The following is a 21005-nucleotide window of genomic DNA, read 5'->3' as shown; positions in this document are numbered from 1 at the left end:
GTTCCAAGGAGTTCCACATGGACCAGCCAGTTGTTGCCGTCGGTGTCGACCCGCCGAAGGACCTGATCCCCGGACGCGTGCTGGTGACCGGAGGCGCCGGCTTCATCGGCAGCCACGTGGTCGCCCGGCTGATGTTGATGGGCAGTCAGGTCCGGGTGCTCGACAACTTCTCCACCGGTCGTATCGAGAACCTGGCCGATGCCGCGTACGGCGGACTGACCGAGGCCGACGTCGTCTCGGGAGACATCCGTACGCCGGAGGGTGTCGAGGCCATCCATCAGTGGCAGCCGGACGTGGTGGTGCACCTCGCCGCGCAGCCCAGCGTTCCCGCGGCCCGTCGGTCACCCCTGTACGACGCCGACGTGAACGTCTTCGGCACCGTCAACGTGCTGGACGCCTGCGCCCGTGGCGGCGTACGGCTGGTGATCAACGCGGCCAGCAGCGCCATCTTCGGCAGCGTCGCCGCCCACGACCTGCCGGTCCGGGAGGACCATCCGATCGCCCCGGTCAGCCCGTACGGCGTCAGCAAGGCTGCCGGCGTGCACTACCTCGACTGGTACGGGCGTCAGCACGGGCTGCCGTACACCTCGATGGTGTTCGGCAATGTCTACGGACCCCGGCAGGAGGGCAGCGACTGCGGCGTGGTGTCCCTGATGGCCGACGCGCTGCTCGGTGGTCGGCAGGTGGTGATCTACGACGACGGTACGCAGACCCGGGACTTCATCCATGTCAGCGACGTCGCCGAGGCGATCGCCGTCGCCTGTCATCACCCCGGCATAGGTCTGGTCAACATCGCCTCGGGTCGACAGACGAGCGTCAACGAGGTCTACGACACGGTCCGGGAGGCGTCCGGCGTCGGCAGCGCGGCCCGGTACGAGCCGCTGCCCTGGCCGGGCGAGGTACGCAACATGGCGCTGGACACCAGGAAGGCGCGCGAGCTGCTCGGGTGGTACCCGAAGATCGGCTTTACCGAGGGCGTACGGATGACGGTGCGTGACGCCCGTCGCCGCCAGGCCGGCGGCCAGATCCTGTCCCCGGTGCGGGCGCTGGAGCGCGCCGTCAGCCACTGAGGACTCAGCGCGTAATTCCCGTCATCTGATCGGGATTTTCATCGATCAGTCTAACTCTTGCGGGTCGGCATCCACTGCTGCCACGATGGCCGTCAATGCCTTCCGTCCCGAAGGAGTGGTCGTCATGGCGGTCTCCCGCCGCAGGTTCGTCACATCGGTGCTGGCCGGGTCCGCCCTCGCCACCGCCTCCACCACCGAGCTGCTCACCAGCCTGTCCAGCCCCGCGCAGGCCGCCAGTCCCCCCGGGGACGTGGTCGGCAAGGTGACCGTCGGCTACCAGGGCTGGTTCAGCGCACCCGGCGACGGGGCACCGATCGGCGGCTGGTGGCACTGGGGCCGCGACCGGTTCCAGCCGCCCTCACCCGCCAACACCACGATCGTGTCCTGGCCGGACATGCGCGAGTACACCCGCACCTACCCCACCGCGTACCCCAACCTGGGCAACGGCCAGCCGGCCACCCTCTTCTCCTCCTACGACCAGCAGACGGTGGACACCCACTTCCGCTGGATGCAGGAGAACGGCTGCGACACCGCAGCGCTGCAACGGTTCAACCCGATGGGCGACGAGGGCCCGACCCGCGACGCGATGACCCAGAAGGTGCGCTCCGCCGCCGAGCGCTACAACCGCAAGTTCTACATCATGTACGACGTCACCGACTGGCTGACCTTCCAATCGGAGATCAAGACCGACTGGACGACGAAGATGGCCGCGTACACCGCGTCGTCGGCGTACGCCCGACAGAACGGCAAACCGGTCGTCTGCATCTGGGGCTTCGGCTTCAGCGAGCCCAGCCGACCCTTCACCCCCGGGCCCTGCCTGGAGGTCATCAACTGGTTCAAGGCCCAGGGCTGCTACGTCATCGGTGGCGTGCCCACCTGGTGGCGGCAGGGCATCGAGGACTCCCGCCCCGGCTTCCTCGACGTCTACCACGCGTTCCACGCGATCTCGCCGTGGATGGTCTACCGGGCCAGGACGGTGGAAGAGCTGGACTCCTACTACAACAACGTCAACGTCGGCGACATGGCCGACTGCGCGGCGCTCGGCATCGACTACCTGCCCTGCGTGATGCCCGGCGACCTCGCCGGAGGCCACCGCAAGCACGGCGACTTCTACTGGCGGCACATCTACAACATGGTCCGGCTCGGCTCCCAGGGCCTCTACGTGTCCATGTTCGACGAGTACAACGAGGGCAACCAGATCGCCAAGACGTCCGAGACCCAGGCCACCACCCCGGCCGGCGCGAACATCCGGGCCCTCGACGAGGACGGCGTAGCCTGCTCCGCCGACTACTACCTGCGGATCACCGCCGACGGCGGCCGGATGCTCAAGGGGCAACTCGCCCTCACCCCGGTCCGCCCCACCCCACCGATGGTCGGCACCCCGCCCCCGACCAGCGGCGACCTCGCGGCCGGCCGGTCCACCTCGGCCAGCAGCCAGAACGGTCCGTTCCCGGCGTCGAACGCGGTGGATTCCGACGCCGGCAGCTACTGGGAGAGCGGCGGCGGCGCCTTCCCACACTGGTGGCAGGTCGACCTCGGCGCCAGCCAACAGGTCAACAAGCTCGTGGTGCGGCTGCCCGCCGGCTGGGGCGCGCGCACCCAGACCATCACCGTGCAGGGCAGCGTCGACGGCAGCACCTTCTCGACCATCGCCGCGGCCTCCGCGTTCGCCTTCGACCCGGCGACCGGCAACACCGTCACCCGCACGCTGACGACCACCGCGGCCCGCTACGTCCGGCTGAGCATCGCCGGCAACACCGGCTGGCCGGCGGGCCAGCTCGCCAAGGTCGAGGTGTACGCCGGCAGCACCACCCCGGACAACCCACCGACCGCCCCGAGCGGCCTCGCTGTCACCGGCAAGACGTCGACAAGTGTGTCCCTTTCCTGGACGGCCTCCACCGACGACATCGGGGTCACGGGTTACCAGGTGCGCCAGGGCGGCACCGTCGTCGCCACCGTCACGGGCACCACGGCGACGGTGAGCGGGCTCAGCGCCTCTACCGCGTACACCTTCACCGTCGTCGCCCGCGACGCCGCCGGCAACACCTCCAGCGCGTCCAACGCGGTCACCGTCACGACGGACGCCGCGGCCAACTCGGACCTGGCTCGGGGCCGATCCACCAGCGAGAGCAGCCACGTTCAGAGTTACGGGTCGGGCAACGTGGTCGACGGTGACGCCAACAGCTACTGGGAGAGCAACAACAACGCGTTCCCGCAGTGGGTGCAGGTCGATCTGGGGTCGACGCGCACGGTCGGGCGGGTGGTGCTGAAGCTGCCGCAGTCGTCGGCGTGGGGTGCTCGGACGCAGACACTGTCCGTGCAGGGCAGCACCGACGGGAGCAGCTTCGGCACGCTCGTCGGGTCGGCGGGGCGGGTCTTCGACCCGGCCAGCGGCAACCAGGTGACGCTGACATTCTCCGCCGCGCAGACCCGCTTCGTACGCATCACCGTCACCGGCAACACCGGCTGGCCGGCCGGCCAGTTGTCGACAGTCGAGGTCTACGCCAGCTGACTAGGGGTGGGGCGGCCGCCGGACGTCGACCGGCGGCCGCCCATCGAATCGAGCGGGCGCAAGCCGCCCTACGCGCCGACTTCGCAGACCCTCACCACTTGGACCTCCGTGGGAGCCATCGAGATGGGCAGGGGAGCGGCTGGCAGGTTGATTGGCTCGGAGTGGCCGGTGTGGCAACCTGGCCGAGTGGCCAAAGGTGACGGTAGCTAGTTCTTCCTGCGACGAGGCGTCGGAATATTAGTCCTCGCAATACTTCCTTTGCCCGACACATAGGGAGGTGTGTCCTGATAGGACGTCCCATCAGAATGAATCAGTGTGAGGCTCTTCGATTGATGGGCGAACACATGCGATCCCCCCTCCGACACGTTGGCCTGAATCTCATAACTTCTCAGAACTTCCTTAAGCATATGTGCTGCTTCTTTGACGGGAATGGTGTTCGTGGCCGGGGCGCCTTGAACACCTGCGAGGACAGCGTCTCGAAGCTCTCTCACTGCCGGATTATTACTTTCGTTCGCGGCAAAAATCAGCCAGACGGCCCACCCGCCATCGATATAGCGCTCGGGCCTCATCAGTTCAGGAATTGTCCGCCCTAGCGAAGGAAATCTGAGTAGTGCAGAGGCCAGTGCAACCGGATCAGGCCTAACATTAGGCAGGGAGAGCAGGAAGTTTACAAGTTCTGCGGCAAACCGTTTGTGTTCAGGTCGACTCGCGAGTTTCAGTACTCGCGCAATCTCGATGGCGACCCGTCCTACCGAAGCTCGAGTGGTTCGGCGCGGCGGACGGGCGATGAGCGGAGGGCCGGAGTATCCGCGCGCATGCAGGTAGCCGCGCAGGGAGCTAACCATGGACGCTTCCCAATCGTCACCGCCCACGTAGTAGTAGGACTTGTGAGTGATTGCGGTGCCAGCACGTAGTCGTTCTTCGAGGTCAGTGTCGCCCAACAATCTGGCATTCATTGAATATCGGAAGTTGCTGCCCACCAAAAGTCTTCCAGTCGGCATGAAGCGAACTGTTTTGCGCCAGTACTCCAGAGAGTTGATTACGGATTGCCACGAGCCGGGATCGAGAGCTGACTCCCAGAGCTTCACAGTAGTTTGCCACTGTTGGAGCGCGTCATGGTCGCCTTCTACCCAAACTTGCTCAAGGCGCAGCCGCCAGTCCCTACTTAGGGCGATTCGTAGCGATACGAGGTTCAGTGAATAAAAGGCGAGGGCTAGAATTCGGTCGCCTGGCGTGGCTTTGTATCCGCTGAAAGTGTCGAAATTGTGGCGACGCCGGTATGTGCGAATCAAGTCATCTACGGCAGATAGTATCTCCGCGCGCTCTCCGTCGTCTAGTTCGGATGACAGTTGGTTAACAAGATGGAGGATCGACATTCTTCCAACCAAGGGCTGACATGACAATAATGCGAAGGGTAACGCATCGATGTCCTGAGCACCCCGCTTTCGGTCTTGATTCCTCAAGTCACTAATCATTGCCATGATCTGCTGGGCGACAAGGTACTCACCGAATGTCGCGTGAAGGAACTCGTAGGAGCGGATCGGCTCTGGTTGGCCCGCGATTCGTGCTTCGGCCGAGTGTATGAAGAAGAACTGAGCTGCAACCTGTCTGCCTAGGTCGGCCTCTCTCATCTCCCCATCGAGATAGTCGTGATCGAGCGCTGTCAAGTCTGCACCTAGTTGGTAATCGGAAACATGTTGCCGACCACGATTAAACATGGCGAATGCCGCGACGGTCAGGGCCCAAAGATGTTCTCGTGCCGCCTCTTGTAGTCTTGCGCCTTCTAGCGGAGAAGCCTTCTTCGACACCTCTCGCGTTGTGAAAGTAGTTAGTAGCTGACGATATAGAGCGGCTTTGGAAAGTTTGTTCGTTAAGGGCTCTGATTGTGGATCCGCTGCGTAAACAGCAAGCATCAAAAGGAGGAGCGGCTGCGACGACAGCTCGTCCTGTTGAAGTGCGACATTGGCTCCCAGCCGCTTAATCGATCCCGTGGAAATTCCGGAAGAGTTCGCCTTTTCCCAGACGCTAAGCCACCGCAGAACTTGATCCTTATTAAAGTCCTCAAGCTTGAGGACCGGGGCGTTGAGCGGGAGTTCTACTTGGTCGGCAACCAAAGTTCGTGAGGTCACGATAACGACGGCAGGCAGTTCCTGATTAGCCTCACTTAGCTGAAAATCGGCGATATCTCTGAAGAACTTCCTATGAGCCCCTGGCGAAGCTTGCAGTAGCTCATCTAAACCATCTAGCAGAATGACGCGTATAGTATCTCGGCTCTCTTCGGCCAGATCAGCCCATTTGACGCGGCCGTGGGTTACGCCGTCCAATGCTTCTTGGATCTGTTCGTATAGCGGGCGGTCGGCCCTGACTCGCCTCAGCGGGACGCGGACTACCGTGTATCCCGAATCCGGCAATCGGGCAGCCATGACTTTAGTTAATAGTGACTTACCGGACCCAGGATGGCCGAGCACTAGCAGTGGGACAGAAGTAGCCTCTGCGGACGTAATGTGAGCCGCAAGGAAAACTGATATATCACTATAAACTCTCCGGCTTTTCCACCAATTTTCGTCGGCAATCAGCGAGTCCTCGTCGTTCCTGCAGTATCGATATCTTGGCTCGATGTAGATCTCCTCAACACGCGGAAATTTGAGAGCAGGAATCCCCTCAATCGAGCCGGGCGCAATTATCTGCTCCGCTAAGGCTCCTCTGTTCGCCCGATATACGACGGACCGGGATGGTGTCAAGGCGATGGCGGCAAGAGGTCGTCCTACTTCCAAGGCCTTCTCAAGACGGAGTAATGCCTCGTTAGTGACAGTTTTGAGGAGCTCCGCTAGTTCTGCATTGCCATCGCTAATGGCAACTCTCGTCGCTGAATGCTCGCCCAGTATTGCCCAAATCATGAACTCCGGTACATCCCGTGCGAGGTCTGCGTAGTTTTGCCGGTATTTCTCAACCGCTGCTGCTTCTAGGCGCCCCGCAAACTCCAGGTCCTTCTCTTTCCAGGCTGAAAGGCCGGCGAAGAAATGGAAACTGCGATTCGCAAGATCCTGCAGCCATCGCTGCACGAGGACGCTGTTCTCCTCGAACCCGAGAGCGGCTCCCGGTGCTGGCACCTCTGATGCGTAGACGAAACTGGCGACATTCTCTGCCCGCGCCGCGCCGCCGCTTGCTAGACGCGCGACGTCGTCCTCGCTCAATTCTAACGCACCGTATTCGAGGTCCCCGACCTCGTCCCGCAGAGCGCTGAAAAACGAATCGACCACTATGGCAGTGTGGGCTGCAGTAATTAACTGAGTGCGGGGGTATCCCGACATAGAGCGGATCCGTCCGGGGAGCTTCTTCACCAAGCTCCGCAGCAACTTGCTAGCTTCGTTCTTCTGGTCCACCCAACTCCAGACCGCCAGAGCGATTGCCGGTGCAGGGTTACCCGCTATCGCGATAGCGCCAGCTACGATTCCAGCTCCGAGAACTAGGCCACCAGCTGCTTGGTCGAGCTTTTCAACGATCGGAGGTTCGTACCGCCCAAGGATCCTGAGGGCTCCGCGGTATGTGAGAAGCGAGTTTCGGCTCATGACCATCCAAAGAACGTGAGGGGGAGAACGGTGAAGGCCGTCTGTTTTGGCTCTGTAGGTCCTCATGACTTTGTGGGCCCTCATGTGAGGACCTTCAGTACGGGATCAAGGCGATCCGCTGCCTAGGACCGCATCCGTCGAACCAGGGTGGGACCGGAGGTCCGCCGCTGTGCCTCTGGCCTTCGGCCGCAAGCGCATCTGTTGCAGTCCGCCGACGGCGCGACATGCCAAAAATCCCAGAATCGCCATGAGTGTTGGCGGATCCGGTGCTGGGGTTGAAGGCTAGAGCGGTCTCATCTAGTACGACAGCGGGCAAGCTGGATGGTCGACCATTGGTAGGGCACAGAAAGCGTGAAAATGTTGACGGGCGCACCAAGAACTCCTACGGGTCACAGGGGCCAAGCGGCCGGCGCATGTCTTGCAAGCCGTCTCCCTCGGTCTCGTATGTCGCTGATATGCATAGCCCTAGCCTCTCCGGCGTCACGTGTCATCGTGAACTTTGACTTCCCGTAAGTGTCACGCTTCTCTTCAAATGGCTTATTCGACAGGCCCCTGTTGAGAGTCTTCTCGAGGAGGGTCAGATTGTGGATCCTGTCGCGCATCGTGGAGAAATCGCTGAAATCGTCCTCGGAGGCGAAATCTGAACGTGTCATCGAATCCGCCAGGATGTGTTCCACAGAGACGGCTGTGCTGCTCCAGTCTGGCAAGCCCTCGGCGTTTCCGCCACGAGAGAGAACCATCTGCCTTTCCAGCCGCGCGAGTAGATATTTTGCTCGCCCCAAAGAAAGTGGTCCGTAGGCCTGGATGGCCTGAACGAAGTCATCGTCATTCGGAACGATGTGGCTGAGTTGTGCCCGCACTTGGTCTTGGTTGATGGCCCTTTCGCCAGCCACCGCGCTCGCGGCGGCACAAAAGGCTTCCTCTGACTGTCCGCCGCCGATTTTTCCACCGACCACAGACCGGATTGACCACCCGGTCACCTTGTTCACAAGCCTGGCGGCTCTTTCCGTATCCCAGGAGCGGAAGGCCGCAAGTAGGAGCGGGTTGCTGGATTCGAAGCCGAATCGCCGATTTGCGAGCAGGGAATCGCGGACGTCAGTATTAACACCCGACCAGAGAATGTTGTCTGGTTCGCGCAGAGCTGTGTAAAACTTTAGGGCATGGTCAAGCCGGAGTAGGTACTCTCGGATACCAGATGGCGTCTTCTCAATTGATCCCTGGAGTGCCTTGTAAAGGTTCCGCATGGTCACCTTGCCATGCCTCGACATGTGCTCGTAGCGTATGAATTTGACCAAGTCGTCAGCTTTGTCAAATCTAGAAGAAATTGACGTCCAAGTTCGCTCTACGAGTCCCAGGTAGTCGCGCCCTGCTTGACTGAAGAGATAGTTTTTGAGTAGGTCTGCTGTGGTAAGCTCGGCGCCCCTGTCGTTTAGCGTCTCGAAGATGACATACGCTTCAGAGAGTTCACTGGCAAGGGCAAGTAGTACTTGTACGCGCCTTTCAAGCTGATCAACCATGTCGACCAATATCTTGTAGTCACTGCTATCGGGAGTAAGCTCCGCTAGGTGCTTCGCGCATGCCTGGTAACAGCGCCCTAAGGGATAGTTGGGTAGCGTCGGCTCGCCGGCAAGCATTTGTTCGTAGGCGGGTGAGTCAACAGGATTCAGGATGAGGCGAGTGACTCGCTGTTCCTGGAGTAGTTCAAAGCGGCGCAGATATGTTTCGTCCACCGAATTTGCGTGATCCTGCTTCCCGAGCTGTGCCAGTCGATCCCTGATCGCGACTAGGAGAATCGCTGTTGTCGTCAGCCTCTGCTGGCCATCGACGATGAGCTGTCGACTTGAGTCCTCGGTGTCGAAGGCAAGGACTACGGTTCCCATGAAATACGGCTGTTTACTCGACCGGGCGTTCTCGAGGTCATCGAGGAACTCGCGCACATTCGCGTCATCCCAGGAGTAGCTACGCTGGAACCTCGGGACCTTCAGTAAGCGGTCCGAGAGCAAGTGTGCCAGCCGGTCGTGACCGAAGTTCGTGGGGTCTGCCATTGATCCTCCGTCTGAGTGACTCCTCACCGTAGCGACATTGAGGTCGAGGTGCACTCACCGGACGAGCCGCGTTGCCGGCGCGTAACGCTCGATTGTTCGACCGAAGCGACGAGCCTTCGGTGGGGCGCTCGGGTGCTCTGGGATGGTTGGCGCCATCCCACCAACCTCCGTCCGGGCAGGGCTGAGTGGGTAGGGCCTGCCCGGTCAAGGTCGTTCAAACGGTTGGCTGCTCAATCCACCTTGACCGGGCAGCGTTGCCGACTCCGGTATGCGGACGAAAGCCGACGGGCTGGCTGAGGGGCGCAGCCGGTGAAGGGCCGGGCCGAAGATCATCGGGCGCTGCGACGATGACCGCCTGAGACGGCGGTTTCACTGCAACTCCGGATTCATCATCGTAGGACGTCAACCGCTCGAGAGAGTCGGCAACGACAGTGCACACCTGGTGCTGCGTCTTGTGCCGGTGCAGGTTGATATCTCCGGGCCGGATCGCCGTCGCCTTTGCGTACAAGCAGGTCTCCCAGCCACTGCCCTCGTGCTTGGGAGCCTGCAAACCTGCGCCGAGGTCCTTCGGGTGCTCACGCAGTCTGCGACCGAGGCACTCCTTCGTGTTCTGCCCCACCAACGGAGGCCGGTGCGACGATCGAGCCGCCAGCTAGGTACAGCGGAGCGCGTCGGCCACGGGCGCTCATCGCCGCATGAACTCGGGTGGCGACGTTGTCGGGAAGACACTGCTCGGCGTCCCGGGGTGAGAAGAAGGCCGCGTTTTCCAACTCCTGTCTCGGTAGGACGAGACCATCGAGGTTGGAGATCGACCCGCAGTCGAACGTGAAGCTGACAATGGCCCGTGGCCGCTGCCCGGCGGGCGGTGCCCAGTCCACTACGAGAAGGTCACCCGCCACCACGGAGATCCCCAACTCCTCTCGGATCTCACGGGCGCAGGCATCATGTGGGTATTCGCCCTCGTCAACGTAGCCGCCGGGGAAGGCCCAGTGGTCGCGGTACGTGGGTTTGACGAGCAGTACCTTGCCGGCCGGGTCGGTGATGAATGCGGCGGCTGCGGCGTAGAAGGAAGCCAGGTTTGCATACCATGTGGCGGGCTCCGTCCAGGTCACCTCGGTGACGGTAGCGGACGGGTCCCAGGTGCGGCTTCCGCGCTATGCGGCTGTCGGCATGGTCGCGAGGCTGTGCAGGACCTCGTTGACCTGGGGCGACGCCTGCTGAGGGCTGAGCGTTGCCGTCAGTTCGCGGACGCGCTGTTGAACACGCGCCGAATGAATGCCCGAGGCGTACTGTGCCAAGTTCCGGCCCCAGTTGCAGGCGGCGTCGGTGTCCCCAGCGCGGGCATGAGTTACGGCGACGAGAGCGGTGTGTAGTGCACGCGTCCGAGTGTTCTCGCTGGCGAGGGTGAGAGCGTCGGTCGCGTAGTCAAGGGCCTGCGAATACAGCTGTAGGTCGCCATGACACCTTAGTGCGGCTCCCGCGAGGTGGGCCGGGCTGAAGTAGGTGACCCAGCGTGGGCCGGTGACGGCGCCAGCGCGGTCGAGAGCACGCTCAGCTCTGGCAAGCGCGAGCTGGCAGCCACGCCGCTCGCCTGACTGCGCGTACGCGGTGGCGGCGGTGGCGTGCAGCCGAGCAAGCACGGCGGCCGGCGCTCGCCCTGCCCCGTCGATGGCCGCTTCGGCGAGCCGGGCGGCGTCCCGGGAGTGGCCCAGGTGCACGGCCTGGGTGGCGAGGTTGGCCAGCAGGTGAGCGCCGTATAGGCGGTCGTCGGCGGCCTTGGCGAGCCGCAAGGCGATGGCCACGTGTTGTTGGGCAATGGCATTGTCGCCCGCGTCGTAGGACATGAAGGCGAGTTGCCCGCACAATGTCGCTGCTGCGCGCATTAGGTCGCGTCCCACGGCTTCGGTGTAGGTGCCGTGCAGCATGGGCGCGACCTGACGCAGAAGGAAGTCGGCCATGACGGCACGGGTGTGCAGAGAGCCGCTGCCGTGGCGTCGGTCCAGGTCGGTGAAGTGGTCCGCCAGCGCGTACAGCGACTGAACGTCGGTCGGCGTGACTTGCTGCCGGCCGCTCCTGCTGGCCGTCTCGTCGGGCAGGTCATACCGCCAACCGAGTGCGGCCTGTAGGGCTTTGCCGCTGTCGAACGCCCCGCTGACCGGGGGGGTGAGGTGCTTGGCCAGCCTCGTCCAGATCTGCTCGGCGGTATCGATCGCCCCATCGACCGACGCGGGGTAGACGCACGTTCCGATGCTGTCGACCGTGCCGAAGCCCAGTTCCGTGACGGCGACGGAGCGACCGAGCTTGCGGGTTAGGGTCTCGGCCATCGCGGCCTGGACGTGCTCGCCAGGCCGGCGACCGCGCAACCACCAGTAGACGCTGGCGGCGTCGTACCGCCAGGTGCCCTGATCACGGCCGGCGTGATTGAGCTGGCGAGCGAAAGTGGCGTGGGCGTTGCCGTAGCCGGCAGCAAGCAGCAGCCCTTCGAACGCTGCGTTCATCACCGGTCTTGCCATGGTTCCGCCTCCAGGCATCAGCCAACTACAACTAGTGACGAGCCTATGGGTTGATTTGGTTTTCCGGAGACCGGCGCAACCCCGCGCAACTCACGTCCTGAGCAGCGCAACGGCACGCATTGCTTGCCATCTGGTCCCTCAATCGGCAAACGACTTCGGTGATTGCAGAAGTCCTGGGTGCCGGCGATGTCCTTCGTCGCGCCGGTTGACGGAGGTGGGGATGCAAGGCGACGAGCCGACGAGCAGAGCCGAGCAGTCCGAAGCGGCCGAGCGGGAGGCTGCCAAGCAGCGGCTCCTGGCTCAGGCTGAGGCGGAGCGCGTACCCGTGGAGGACACGACCCGGGCGGTCCCGGACCGGCGGTGGCGGCGTGAGCAGCGATGACGTGCCGATCGGCCGCCGCGTCGCTCGCTGGCGGGTGCGGCGGTCGATGACGCAGCAGATGCTCGCCGACCGGCTGCGCAGGTCGAAGAGTTGGGTGGACAAGGTGGAGCGGGGCGTGCGCACCCTGGACCGGTACTCGGTGATCCAGGAGTTGGCCCACGTCCTGCGGGTCGACCCGCAGGTGCTGCTCGGCCAGCAGCGCAGCGCTCCGGCGGACACGCCGGACGGGGTGGACGACATCCGGGGCGCTCTCGCCCGCTACGACACCCCGCAGGCCCCAGAGCAGACGGACGAGCTGAGAAGGCAGGTCGGGTACGCCTGGTTGAGCTACCAGCATGCGCACTATGGCCAGTTGGTAAGGGTCCTGCCGAGTCTGCTCGAGGCAGCCCAGGCCGCGCAGACACCGGAGTTGCGGGTACAGGCGTACCGCATCACGTCGTCGCTGCTGGTGAAGCTCGGCGAGACCGACCTCGCCTGGCTAGCTGCCGACCGGGCGATGTCCGCAGCCGGCAACGATCCGATCCTGGCGGCGACAGCAGCCATATCGGTAGGCCAGGCGCTCCGCATCCAAGATCGAGACCGACTGGCCCTGGCCGCGCTGCTCCCAGCCACCAACCGCATCCTCTCGCCCTCATCCCACTCCGGTGATCAAGAGGTTTGCGTCACTTTTGGAGATGGAGATCAAACGGACCTCAAACCTCTTGATCACCAAGGTCAGGGCAATCACCGGGCTCGGGGCGAGCGCCGGGAGTGGGCGGTGGGTGGGACGTTGCTGGTGCAGGCGGCTCTCGCCGCCGCTGGTTGCGGCGAGCACCGCCTTGCCGATGAGCTGACCGAGCGGGCCACTGGCGTTGCCACCAGCCTGAGGGGGTACCACGACACGCACCGCACCAGCTTTGGGGCGGTCGTCGTTGAGCTGGCGCGGGTGCTGGTGGCGGCGCAGCGGGGTGACGCCGACGAGTCGCTGCGACGGCACTCGACAATCGTGCGGCGGGAGGGGTGGCGGCGGTTGCCGGCCGAGTATCGGGGCGCGTACCTGGTCGACGTCGCGCGGGCGTATCTCCAGGTGGGGGATTTGCGCGGGGCGGCTCGCGCTCTTGTCGACGCGGACAGCATCGCGCCGGCTGAGGTTCGGTGCCGGCCGTTGGCGCGTACCCTCATCGCCGATGTCGCCCGTGCGCAGCCGGCGCCGGCCGGCGTGGCGCGACTGGCCACGGTGGTCGGCCTCACCCGCTGACGGACGAGCGCCGGCGCACGTCGTCCGCCGGGTTGATGGTGCGCACCGGGTCGGGCACCGACCCCCGGGGCTGCCATTCGCGGGGGTAGCCGAGGGAGACCTCCTCGAAACGCACTCCGTCGTAGAACGTGGTGCGGGGGATGTGCAGGTGCCCGTACACGACGGTGGACGCGCCGAAGCGCAGGTGCCAGTCGCTGGTGCGGACGGTGCCGCACCACTGGGCGAAGACCGGGAAACGCAGGACGTCGGTGGGGTCCCGCACCAGCGGGTAGTGGTTGACGAGCACCGTCGGCAGCGCCGTGTCGCGTTCGGCCAGCCGGCGTTCGGTCTCGGCGACCCGTGCCGCGCACCACGCCTCCCGGCTCGGGTACGGGTCGGGGTGCAGCAGTGCCTCGTCGGTGCACACCACCCCGGCCTGGTACGCCAGGGCCAGTGACTCCTGCTGGGTGCGCGCCTGCGGCACCCGGAACGTGTAGTCGTAGAGCACGAAGAGCGGGGCGATGGTGGCCGGGCCGCCGTCGCCGTCCCACACCGGGTACGGATCCTCCGGGGTGTTCACCCCCAACCGCTGGCACATCCGCACCAGCTCGCGGTATCGCTCCTCGCCGCGCAGCGTGACCGGGTCCCGTGGTGGCGTCCACAGCTCGTGGTTGCCCGGCGCCCAGACGACCCGGGCGAACCGGCTGCTCAGCAGCCCGAGCGCCCACTCGATGTCGGCGAACCGGTCGGCGACGTCCCCGGCGACGAGCAGCCAGTCGCCGGCATTCTCCGGGTGCAGCTCCTGGACGAACGCGCGGTTCTGCGGGTGCCCGATGTGCAGGTCACTGACGGCCCGCAGCCGGGGCGGAAGTTTCACCCTCCGAGGTTAGGGCGGCGGGGGAGGGTCGGGGAACCCCTGTTCCTGCTGTTCGGGCCGATCTGACGGCCCGCATATCCGTCGACCGGGCGGGAAAGCGCGGGGCGTCCGACAGCCCAGACCGGAGCAGGAGTAAAACATGCCTTTCATTACCGTGGGGACGGAAAACTCCGCGCCCATCGACCTGTACTACGAGGACCACGGTTCCGGTAAGCCGGTGGTGCTCATCCACGGCTTCCCGTTCAACGGCGCGACCTGGGAGAAGGAGACCACCGCGCTGCTCAACGCCGGATACCGGACGATCACCATTGATCGGCGCGGTTACGGCAACTCCGCCCAGCCGGCGTTCGGGTACGACTACAACACGTTCGCGGCTGACCTGGACGTGTTGATGACCGAGCTGGACCTCAAGGAGGCGACCCTGATCGGTCACTCGATGGGCACCGGCGAGGTGGTCCGCTACCTGGGTAACTACGGCTCGCAACGGGTGAGCCGGGCGGTGCTGCTCAGCCCGCTGCAACCGATGCTGGCCAAGGCGAGCGACAACCCGGAGGGCGTCGACCGGAGCCTCTTCAAGGGCTTCCAGGACGCCATCATCAAGGACCGCTTCGCCTACCTGACGTCCTTCTGCGACGCGTTCTTCAACCCGGACCAGAACATGGGTAAGCGGGTCAGCGAGGAGGCGTACCGGGCGCACTGGCAGATCGGTGCGATGGCCTCCGGCAAGGCCACCCACGACAGCGTGGACGCCTGGCAGGAAGACTTCCGCCCGGATCTGCCGAAGATCAAGATTCCGGTGTTGATCGTCCAGGGTGACCAGGACCGGGTGCTGCCCTACCCGGTGACCGGTCAGCGGCTCGGGCCGATGATGCCGACCGCCCAGCTCGTCACGCTCAAGGGCGCGCCGCACGGCATCCCGTGGACCCACGCCGACGAGGTCAACAAGGCGATCATGGACTTCATGAAGCAGCCGGCCAAGGCTCGCGCCTGACCCGTACCGGTAGCCGATCGGACGCCAGCGCCACCACGGCGCTGCGACACCCGGCCCACGGTTTCGCACCCGGGGCCGGGTGTCGTCCGCGTTCAGGCCCGGCGGGCCACCACCGCGCCGTTGGCGCCCGGCGCGTCGAACGGCACCGTACGCACGTCGACGAAGCCGGCGTCGGTGAGCCAGGCAGCGTACTCGGCGCCCGAGTAGTTCCGGCCACCCTCGGTCTCGACCAGCATGTTCATCCCCATCAGGGCCGCTTCCGGCGGCCCGGTGCGCTCATCGTTGAGCAGCAGTTCGCAGACCACGATCGCTCCACCGGGCGGCAGCGCCGCGTGGCACCGGGCCAGCAACGCCCGGTTGGTCGGCTCATCCCAGTCGTGCAGGATCATGCTGAGCAGGATGACGTCGTGCCCGTCGGGTAGCGCCGGGTCGGCGAGGAAGTCACCGCCCACCGCGTCGATCCGCCCGGTCAGGCCGGCCTCCGCTATCCGCTCCCGGGCCCGTACGCAGACGTGCGGCAGATCCAGGACGGTGGCCCGCAGTTCGGGCAGGCGGCGGCAGAACTCGATCGGGAACGCGCCGGCGCCGCCGCCCACGTCGAGCAGCCGGCGGTGCGCCGAGAAGTCGTACGCGTCGGCCAGCGCGCTGGCGGTGAAGCTGGACGTGGAGAACATCGCGTCCCAGAACTGCGCCAGCATCTCCGGGTCGGCGGTGTCGAACATCGACTGTTGGGCCTCCGGGTCCCAGGTCAACGGCCGATCCGTGCGCAGGGCCTCGCCGATGCGGTGCCAGGGCAGGTAGGTGCGCAGGTCCGAGTAACGAACCTGCGCCCCGAAGTAGTACGGCCGACCCTCGACCAGGAACTGCTCGGCCAACTCCGAGTTGCGGTAACCGTCGCCCGCCTTCTCCAACAGGCCGAGCGACGCGCTGGCGGCCAGCAGCAGGTCCGCGGGCCGGTCGGGCAGCCCGAACTCGGCGGCGGCCTGCTCGACGGTCATTGTCCGCCCGCCGGCCAACCGGGTGAACAGACCGAGCTCGACGCCGGCCGCGAGGGTCTTGAACCCCCACACACCGGCCACCAGGCGCATGAGGGGAGTGGGAGTGATCACCCCGACATCAGATCACGATTCGCCGCCGTCCACGATGGTCGGTCATGCCCGGATCAGCGTCACCAACCCCGCGGCCACCAGCACCCCGGCCCAGAGCCGGTCCACGTTGAACCAGGCCCGACGCAGCACACCGACCCCGAGCACCTGGTAGACCAGCAGCGCCACGGCGAGGGCGACGCCGAGCATGGCCACTGTGTGCACCCCGGCCGCCGCGAGGCCGGACAGCGCACCGATCGGCGCGGCGGCCAGGTGCCCGGAGTGACCCCCGGGCACCGGCTCGGCCACCAGCACCGGCACCAGCATGAGCCCTGCCCCGTGCGCCGACGACATGAGGAACGACCAGGCGGCGAGCTGCGCTGCGGACAGCCGCATCCCTGCCCAGCGGAAGTGCCGCTCGGAGAGCAGCCGCCACAGCCCGAAGGCCACCAGTACCACACCGCCGACCACCGCGAGGGTGCTGCTCGCCGTCACCGACCGGGTGGCGGTGACCAACGCGGCGACGATGGCCACCGAGGCGAGATGCCCCGCCGCGATCGGCGGCAGGGCGCGCAGCAGCGCCAGCCGACTGCGCTCCTGGAGGCCTCGCGCCACGGCGAACAGCCAACCCATCGCCGGGTTCAGACCATGGAACGCGCCGAGCGCGGCGAGCGTCGCGAGGGTGGTGACGGTCATGGATAGCAGTACGAGTCGGAGGAGGCGTCCCCGCCCTGCAACCGGGTCTGGTGCACCCGCAGGCCCCGGAACTCATCCCCGTGCGGAAAGAACCGCTCATCCGGGGTGAGCCCGCCGGCGTCCACGTCGACGTCGAGCTTGGCCAGCCAGGCACCCACCCCGTCGGGGTAGAACTGGTCGTCCCACGCGCCGTAGAGCGAGTTGCTGACGTAGACCCGCCGGCCGTCCCGGCTGACCTCCACCATCTGCGGGCCACCGGCCAACGCCTCGGCGGGTGCGGACGGGTGCGCGGTGCGGCGGACGATGCCGCCGAGGTGCACCGAGCCCGTCTGGACCGGGTGTAGCGGGTCGCTGACGTCGTACTGGCGTAGCTCCCCGGTGCCCCAGCAGGAGACGTAGAGGAACCTGTCGTCGACTGACAGGTCGATGTCGGTCACCAGCGGCGGCACGGCCCCGAACGGCTTGAGCAGGTCGGGCAGGTTCGCCGGGTCGGCCGGCTCGGCCGGGATGTCGATGACCTTGGTGACCGCCCAGGCGTCCCCGTCGCGGTGCCAGAGCCAGATCGAGGCGGACAGGTCCTCGACGCTGATCACCACGCCGACGAACCCGTACGACTTCGTCGGATCGTGTGCCGGCCGCAGCTCCAGCGGCATCTGGTACTGGTCGCCGAGATCGACCCGTTGGACGTGCCGGCGTTTCGCCAGATCCCAGAAGTGGATGGCGTGCCCGTAGCGTCGACCCAGCAGCAGCTCACCGATGATGCCGTCCTCGATCATCGGCGGGGTGCCCCACTCGCTGGTGACCAGCACGTCCTGGGTCAGGTGCCACCACACGTCGTACGCCAGGAACTGCGGCCCCCGGTCGGCCTCCCACGCCCCGCGGACCTCGAACGTGGTGTGGTCGAGGATGGCGATGCCACCCGGGCCGTCCGCGCCGTCCGCGCCGCCGAGTGCGGAGAGGTAGATGCCGTCCGGGCCACAGTGCACTGTGTGCGGCCGTGAGTAGCCGGCCCGCTTCGCCAGCTCGTCGGCCCCGATCACCTTGACGATCTGCGGCTGGCGCGGATCCGGCTGGGTGTCGAGCACGTGGATGCGCGATGACCGCAGGCCGGGGACGATCAGGTAGCGCCGCTCGACGTGCGGGTGCGGGGCGGTCGGGCAGAGCGCGCTGCTGCAGGCGTTCCAGCCGAAGTGGTGCAGCTCGTCACCGACGTACGGCAGGTCGGTCCAGCCGACGACCCGGCCGTAGTCGGGGGAGTCGGGGTCGGTGTCCAGCACCACGATGGCGTCCGGACGGCTGGCCGTCCGGTCGAAGGCCGCCACGTAGGCGAGCTTCTCCGCGGGCGCGGTCACCGCCTCGCGGGGCGAGGGGTAGAACGTGGGGTCGGGGGTCCAGCGGGTCATCGCAGCTCCGCTCGTCAGGTGGTGGGAACGCCGAGTCGGTCGAGCAGGTGGCGGCGCAGCGCGCCGAAGGCCGGGTCGTCCGGCGTGCGGGTGGGGCCGAGGTCGACGGGCAGTTCCGCGGCGATGCGGCCCTCGTCGAGGAGCAGGATCCGGTCGGCGAGCAGCAGCGCCTCCTCCACGTCGTGGGTGACCAGCAGGGCGGCGAAGCCGTGCTCGGCGCGCAGCCGGCGCAGCAGGATCTGCATCCGCAGGCGGGTCAGCGCGTCCAGGGCACCGAACGGCTCGTCGAGCAGCAGCAGGTCCGGCTCGCGGACCAGGGCCCGCGCCACTGCGACCCGCTGCGCTTGCCCACCGGACAACTCCGCCGGCCAGGCGCGGTCCCGCTCGGCGAGACCGACCTCGGCCAGCGCTTGCCGGATCCGCTCCGGGCCGTCCGCGCCGGACAGCCCGAGCCCCACGTTGTCCGCCACGCGTTTCCATGGCAGCAACCGGTGCTCCTGGAAGACCACCGCGGCGGTGCCGTGCACGACGCTCGTCCCGCTGGCCTCGCCGTCCAACCCGGCGAGAATCCTCAGCAGCGTGCTCTTGCCGGAACCGCTGCCGCCCAGCAGGGCCACCACCTCGCCGCGGGCGATGGTCAGGTCGACCCCGGCCAGCACGACTGTCGGCCCGAAGGCTCGGCGCACCGCGTGGGCGGTGAGCACCGGCTCGGCGCCGTTCAGGTGGCCCGCAGTCCGCGACGCCATGTCAACATCCTCCTCTCCAGGACGCGCAACGCAAGGTCGGATATCAGCCCGAGCAGCGCGTAGACGAGCAGGCCGAGCACCACCACGTCGGTCTGGCTGAACTCTCGCGCCTCCATCATCAGAAAGCCGATCCCGGTCTGGGCGTTGACCTGCTCGCCGACGACCAGGCTGAGCCAGGCCGCCCCGATCGCCAGCCGTAGACCGAGGAACAGCGACGGCAACGCGCCGGGCAGCACCACGTGCCGCAGTCGGGCGGCCAGCCCCAGACCACAGGTGCGCGCCGCCTCCACCAGCCGCTCGTCGATGTCCCGGATGCCGGCGTAGGTGTTGAAGTAGATGGGGAAGAACGCGCCCAGAGCCACCAGGCTGATCTTGAGTGATTCACCGATGCCCACCCAGATGATCAGCAACGGGACCAGCCCGAGGTGCGGCAGCATCCGGGCCATCTGCACCGGCGGGTCGACCAGGTCGTCACCGAGCCGCAGCAGCCCGGCCACGGTGCCCAGGACCAGGGCCAGGAGACCGCCGATCAGCAGGCCGGCCCCGGCCCGGGTGAGGGAGTCCAGCAGGTGGATTCCGAGCGTCCCGTCCCGGCTCAGCCGCGCGCCGGTGGCCAGGACGTCGCTGGGCGCGGGCAGCTTCTCGGCCGCCAGCAGCCCGGTCCGCGCGGCCAACTCCCACCCCAGGACCAGCACCACCGGGCTCACCACCCGCCGCCAGCGCCGGGTCGACCGCTGGCGACGGGGTACGACAGGCGCCGCCGCGGTGACCTCTTCGGGCGCCTCGACGAGCGTCGTACGACTCACTGGAACACCTCGTTGAACCGGCCGTCGACCCGGGATCGGAGGTCGACCGGCCCGGGGATGAGTCCCAGGGCGATGAAGCTGTCGGTGATCGCCTGAAGTTCGTCGCCGATGGCCGGGGTGACCGGGGCGAGGGGCTTGGCGCTGCGGGCCAGGGCGCGGCTGGTGACGTCCTGGGGGATCTTCAGCTCCGGCGCGAGGGTGCTGGCTCGCTCCTCGGGGTGGGCGATGCCCCAGTCGGTCACCTCGCGGTAGCGCTGCAGGAAAGCGCGGATCTCGTCCGTCCGCTTGTCCACCGCTCGGGGCGAGGCCAGGAGGTACTCGCGGTTGCTGGCCAGACCGGTCGCGTCGGCGAGCACCTGGACCCCCGGTTGCTCGGCCAGGGCGAAGTACGGGTCCCAGATCACCCAGGCGTCGATCTGCCCGGCGTCGAACGCGGGCCGCCCCTCGGCGGGCTTGAGGTACTTGACCTGGATGTCCTTCAACGTCATGTTGTTCGCCTCCAGCAGCCGCACCAGCAGCCAGTGCACGTTGGACCCCTTGTTGAGGGCCACCGTTCGGCCCTTGAGGTCGGCGAAGCTGCGGTAGCCCCGGTCGGCCTTGACCAGCACGGCCTCCCCCTGCGGAATCGGTGCCGAGGTGCCGATGACGGAGAACGGGATCTTCCCGGCTGCGGCGAAGACGGGCGGTGCCTCACCGACCTGTCCGATGTCGATGGAACCGGCCTTGAGCGCCTCGGTGAGCGCGGGTCCGCTCTCGAACAGCGACCACTCCACATCCGGTGCGGCGCCGCGCGCCTTGACCAGGCTCAGCCCGCCGAAGCGCTGGTAGCCGATCCGGAGCTTCTGCGCGCTGCCGCCGTCCGCGTCGGCGGATCCGCCGCACGCGCTCACCGCGACAGTGGCGAGCAGCGCCACTGTGCTGAGCGCCGCCGTCAGCAGGCGGCGGTGCGGAGGACGGCTCGTCGACGGGGTGGGCATGGCGGCTCCTCGGGTCGGGGCAGGCGGACAGCGGCGCATCGACAGGTGTCGGCGCCGGCAGTAGCCTACTAACCCGATAGGTTTTATGGGTAGGCTGTCGGCGGGATCGTCCCACCC

The 21005-nt window shown here is 66.3% G+C and carries 16 protein-coding genes; 5 read left to right on the top strand and 11 right to left on the bottom strand.

Annotated features, from left to right (window positions below):
• Nucleotides 1-17 precede the first annotated feature (17 nt).
• Nucleotides 18-1070 (top strand): GDP-mannose 4,6-dehydratase, encoded by a 1053-nt coding sequence (locus ACFYPG_RS02165; protein ID WP_387349631.1) that lies wholly within the window; start codon nucleotides 18-20, stop codon nucleotides 1068-1070.
• A gap of 124 nt (nucleotides 1071-1194) precedes the next feature.
• Complete coding sequence (locus ACFYPG_RS02160) at nucleotides 1195-3582, top strand: discoidin domain-containing protein (protein WP_387349630.1); 2388 nt, start codon at nucleotides 1195-1197, stop codon at nucleotides 3580-3582.
• Between the two features lie 206 nt (nucleotides 3583-3788).
• Here ACFYPG_RS02160 and ACFYPG_RS02155 read toward each other — a convergent pair whose 3' ends face one another.
• From ACFYPG_RS02155 to ACFYPG_RS02140, 4 genes are all read right to left on the bottom strand, one after another.
• Nucleotides 3789-7157 (bottom strand): NACHT domain-containing protein, encoded by a 3369-nt coding sequence (locus ACFYPG_RS02155; protein ID WP_387349628.1) that lies wholly within the window; start codon nucleotides 7155-7157, stop codon nucleotides 3789-3791.
• A gap of 383 nt (nucleotides 7158-7540) precedes the next feature.
• On the bottom strand, nucleotides 7541-9196 hold the full coding sequence (locus ACFYPG_RS02150) for a DUF262 domain-containing protein (protein WP_387349625.1): 1656 nt from the start codon (nucleotides 9194-9196) through the stop codon (nucleotides 7541-7543).
• Between the two features lie 575 nt (nucleotides 9197-9771).
• Nucleotides 9772-10308 carry an NUDIX domain-containing protein gene (locus ACFYPG_RS02145; protein ID WP_387349623.1) on the bottom strand — a complete coding sequence of 179 codons (537 nt, stop codon included), beginning with the start codon at nucleotides 10306-10308 and terminating at the stop codon, nucleotides 9772-9774.
• 42 nt (nucleotides 10309-10350) lie between these two features.
• Nucleotides 10351-11709, bottom strand: coding sequence for a hypothetical protein (locus ACFYPG_RS02140; RefSeq protein ID WP_387349621.1), 1359 nt, complete (start codon nucleotides 11707-11709; stop codon nucleotides 10351-10353).
• 220 nt (nucleotides 11710-11929) lie between these two features.
• On the opposite strand from ACFYPG_RS02140, the gene ACFYPG_RS02135 reads away from it, so the two are divergent.
• The gene (locus ACFYPG_RS02135; protein ID WP_387349620.1) at nucleotides 11930-12091 is read left to right on the top strand and encodes a hypothetical protein; all 162 of its coding nucleotides are present in this window, start codon (nucleotides 11930-11932) and stop codon (nucleotides 12089-12091) included.
• On the top strand, nucleotides 12078-13328 hold the full coding sequence (locus ACFYPG_RS02130) for a helix-turn-helix domain-containing protein (protein ID WP_387349619.1): 1251 nt from the start codon (nucleotides 12078-12080) through the stop codon (nucleotides 13326-13328). Before ACFYPG_RS02135 ends, ACFYPG_RS02130 begins: the two co-directional genes overlap by 14 nt.
• Here the strand turns inward: ACFYPG_RS02130 and ACFYPG_RS02125 are convergent.
• Nucleotides 13318-14184 carry a metallophosphoesterase family protein gene (locus ACFYPG_RS02125; RefSeq protein WP_387349616.1) on the bottom strand — a complete coding sequence of 289 codons (867 nt, stop codon included), beginning with the start codon at nucleotides 14182-14184 and terminating at the stop codon, nucleotides 13318-13320. The two genes, ACFYPG_RS02130 and ACFYPG_RS02125, sit on opposite strands and share 11 nt — an antisense overlap.
• Before the next feature lie 139 nt (nucleotides 14185-14323).
• Between ACFYPG_RS02125 and ACFYPG_RS02120 the strand changes: the two genes are divergently transcribed.
• The gene (locus tag ACFYPG_RS02120; RefSeq protein ID WP_355006667.1) at nucleotides 14324-15175 is read left to right on the top strand and encodes an alpha/beta hydrolase; all 852 of its coding nucleotides are present in this window, start codon (nucleotides 14324-14326) and stop codon (nucleotides 15173-15175) included.
• A gap of 92 nt (nucleotides 15176-15267) precedes the next feature.
• On the opposite strand, the gene ACFYPG_RS02115 is transcribed toward ACFYPG_RS02120, so the two are convergent.
• From ACFYPG_RS02115 to ACFYPG_RS02090, 6 genes are read right to left on the bottom strand one after another with little or no spacing between them, the layout of a single operon-like run.
• Nucleotides 15268-16284 (bottom strand): methyltransferase, encoded by a 1017-nt coding sequence (locus tag ACFYPG_RS02115; protein ID WP_355006668.1) that lies wholly within the window; start codon nucleotides 16282-16284, stop codon nucleotides 15268-15270.
• A 42-nt stretch (nucleotides 16285-16326) separates the two neighbouring features.
• Nucleotides 16327-16956 (bottom strand): hypothetical protein, encoded by a 630-nt coding sequence (locus ACFYPG_RS02110; RefSeq protein WP_387349614.1) that lies wholly within the window; start codon nucleotides 16954-16956, stop codon nucleotides 16327-16329.
• The gene (locus tag ACFYPG_RS02105; protein WP_387349613.1) at nucleotides 16953-18359 is read right to left on the bottom strand and encodes a selenium-binding protein SBP56-related protein; all 1407 of its coding nucleotides are present in this window, start codon (nucleotides 18357-18359) and stop codon (nucleotides 16953-16955) included. The genes ACFYPG_RS02110 and ACFYPG_RS02105 overlap by 4 nt, the downstream gene beginning before the upstream one ends.
• A 14-nt stretch (nucleotides 18360-18373) precedes the next feature.
• The gene (locus ACFYPG_RS02100; protein ID WP_387349611.1) at nucleotides 18374-19105 is read right to left on the bottom strand and encodes an ABC transporter ATP-binding protein; all 732 of its coding nucleotides are present in this window, start codon (nucleotides 19103-19105) and stop codon (nucleotides 18374-18376) included.
• A complete protein-coding gene (locus tag ACFYPG_RS02095; protein ID WP_387349610.1) occupies nucleotides 19078-19911 on the bottom strand; it encodes an ABC transporter permease in 834 nt (277 codons plus the stop codon). The genes ACFYPG_RS02100 and ACFYPG_RS02095 overlap by 28 nt, the downstream gene beginning before the upstream one ends.
• On the bottom strand, nucleotides 19908-20888 hold the full coding sequence (locus ACFYPG_RS02090) for an aliphatic sulfonate ABC transporter substrate-binding protein (RefSeq protein ID WP_387349608.1): 981 nt from the start codon (nucleotides 20886-20888) through the stop codon (nucleotides 19908-19910). Before ACFYPG_RS02090 ends, ACFYPG_RS02095 begins: the two co-directional genes overlap by 4 nt.
• Nucleotides 20889-21005: the final 117 nt, after the last annotated feature.

This window comes from Micromonospora sp. NPDC005553 (assembly GCF_042871765.1).
GTDB lineage: Bacteria > Actinomycetota > Actinomycetes > Mycobacteriales > Micromonosporaceae > Micromonospora.
Note: the sequence above shows the minus strand (reverse complement) of the source record. Positions and strands in the feature narration are given on the sequence as shown.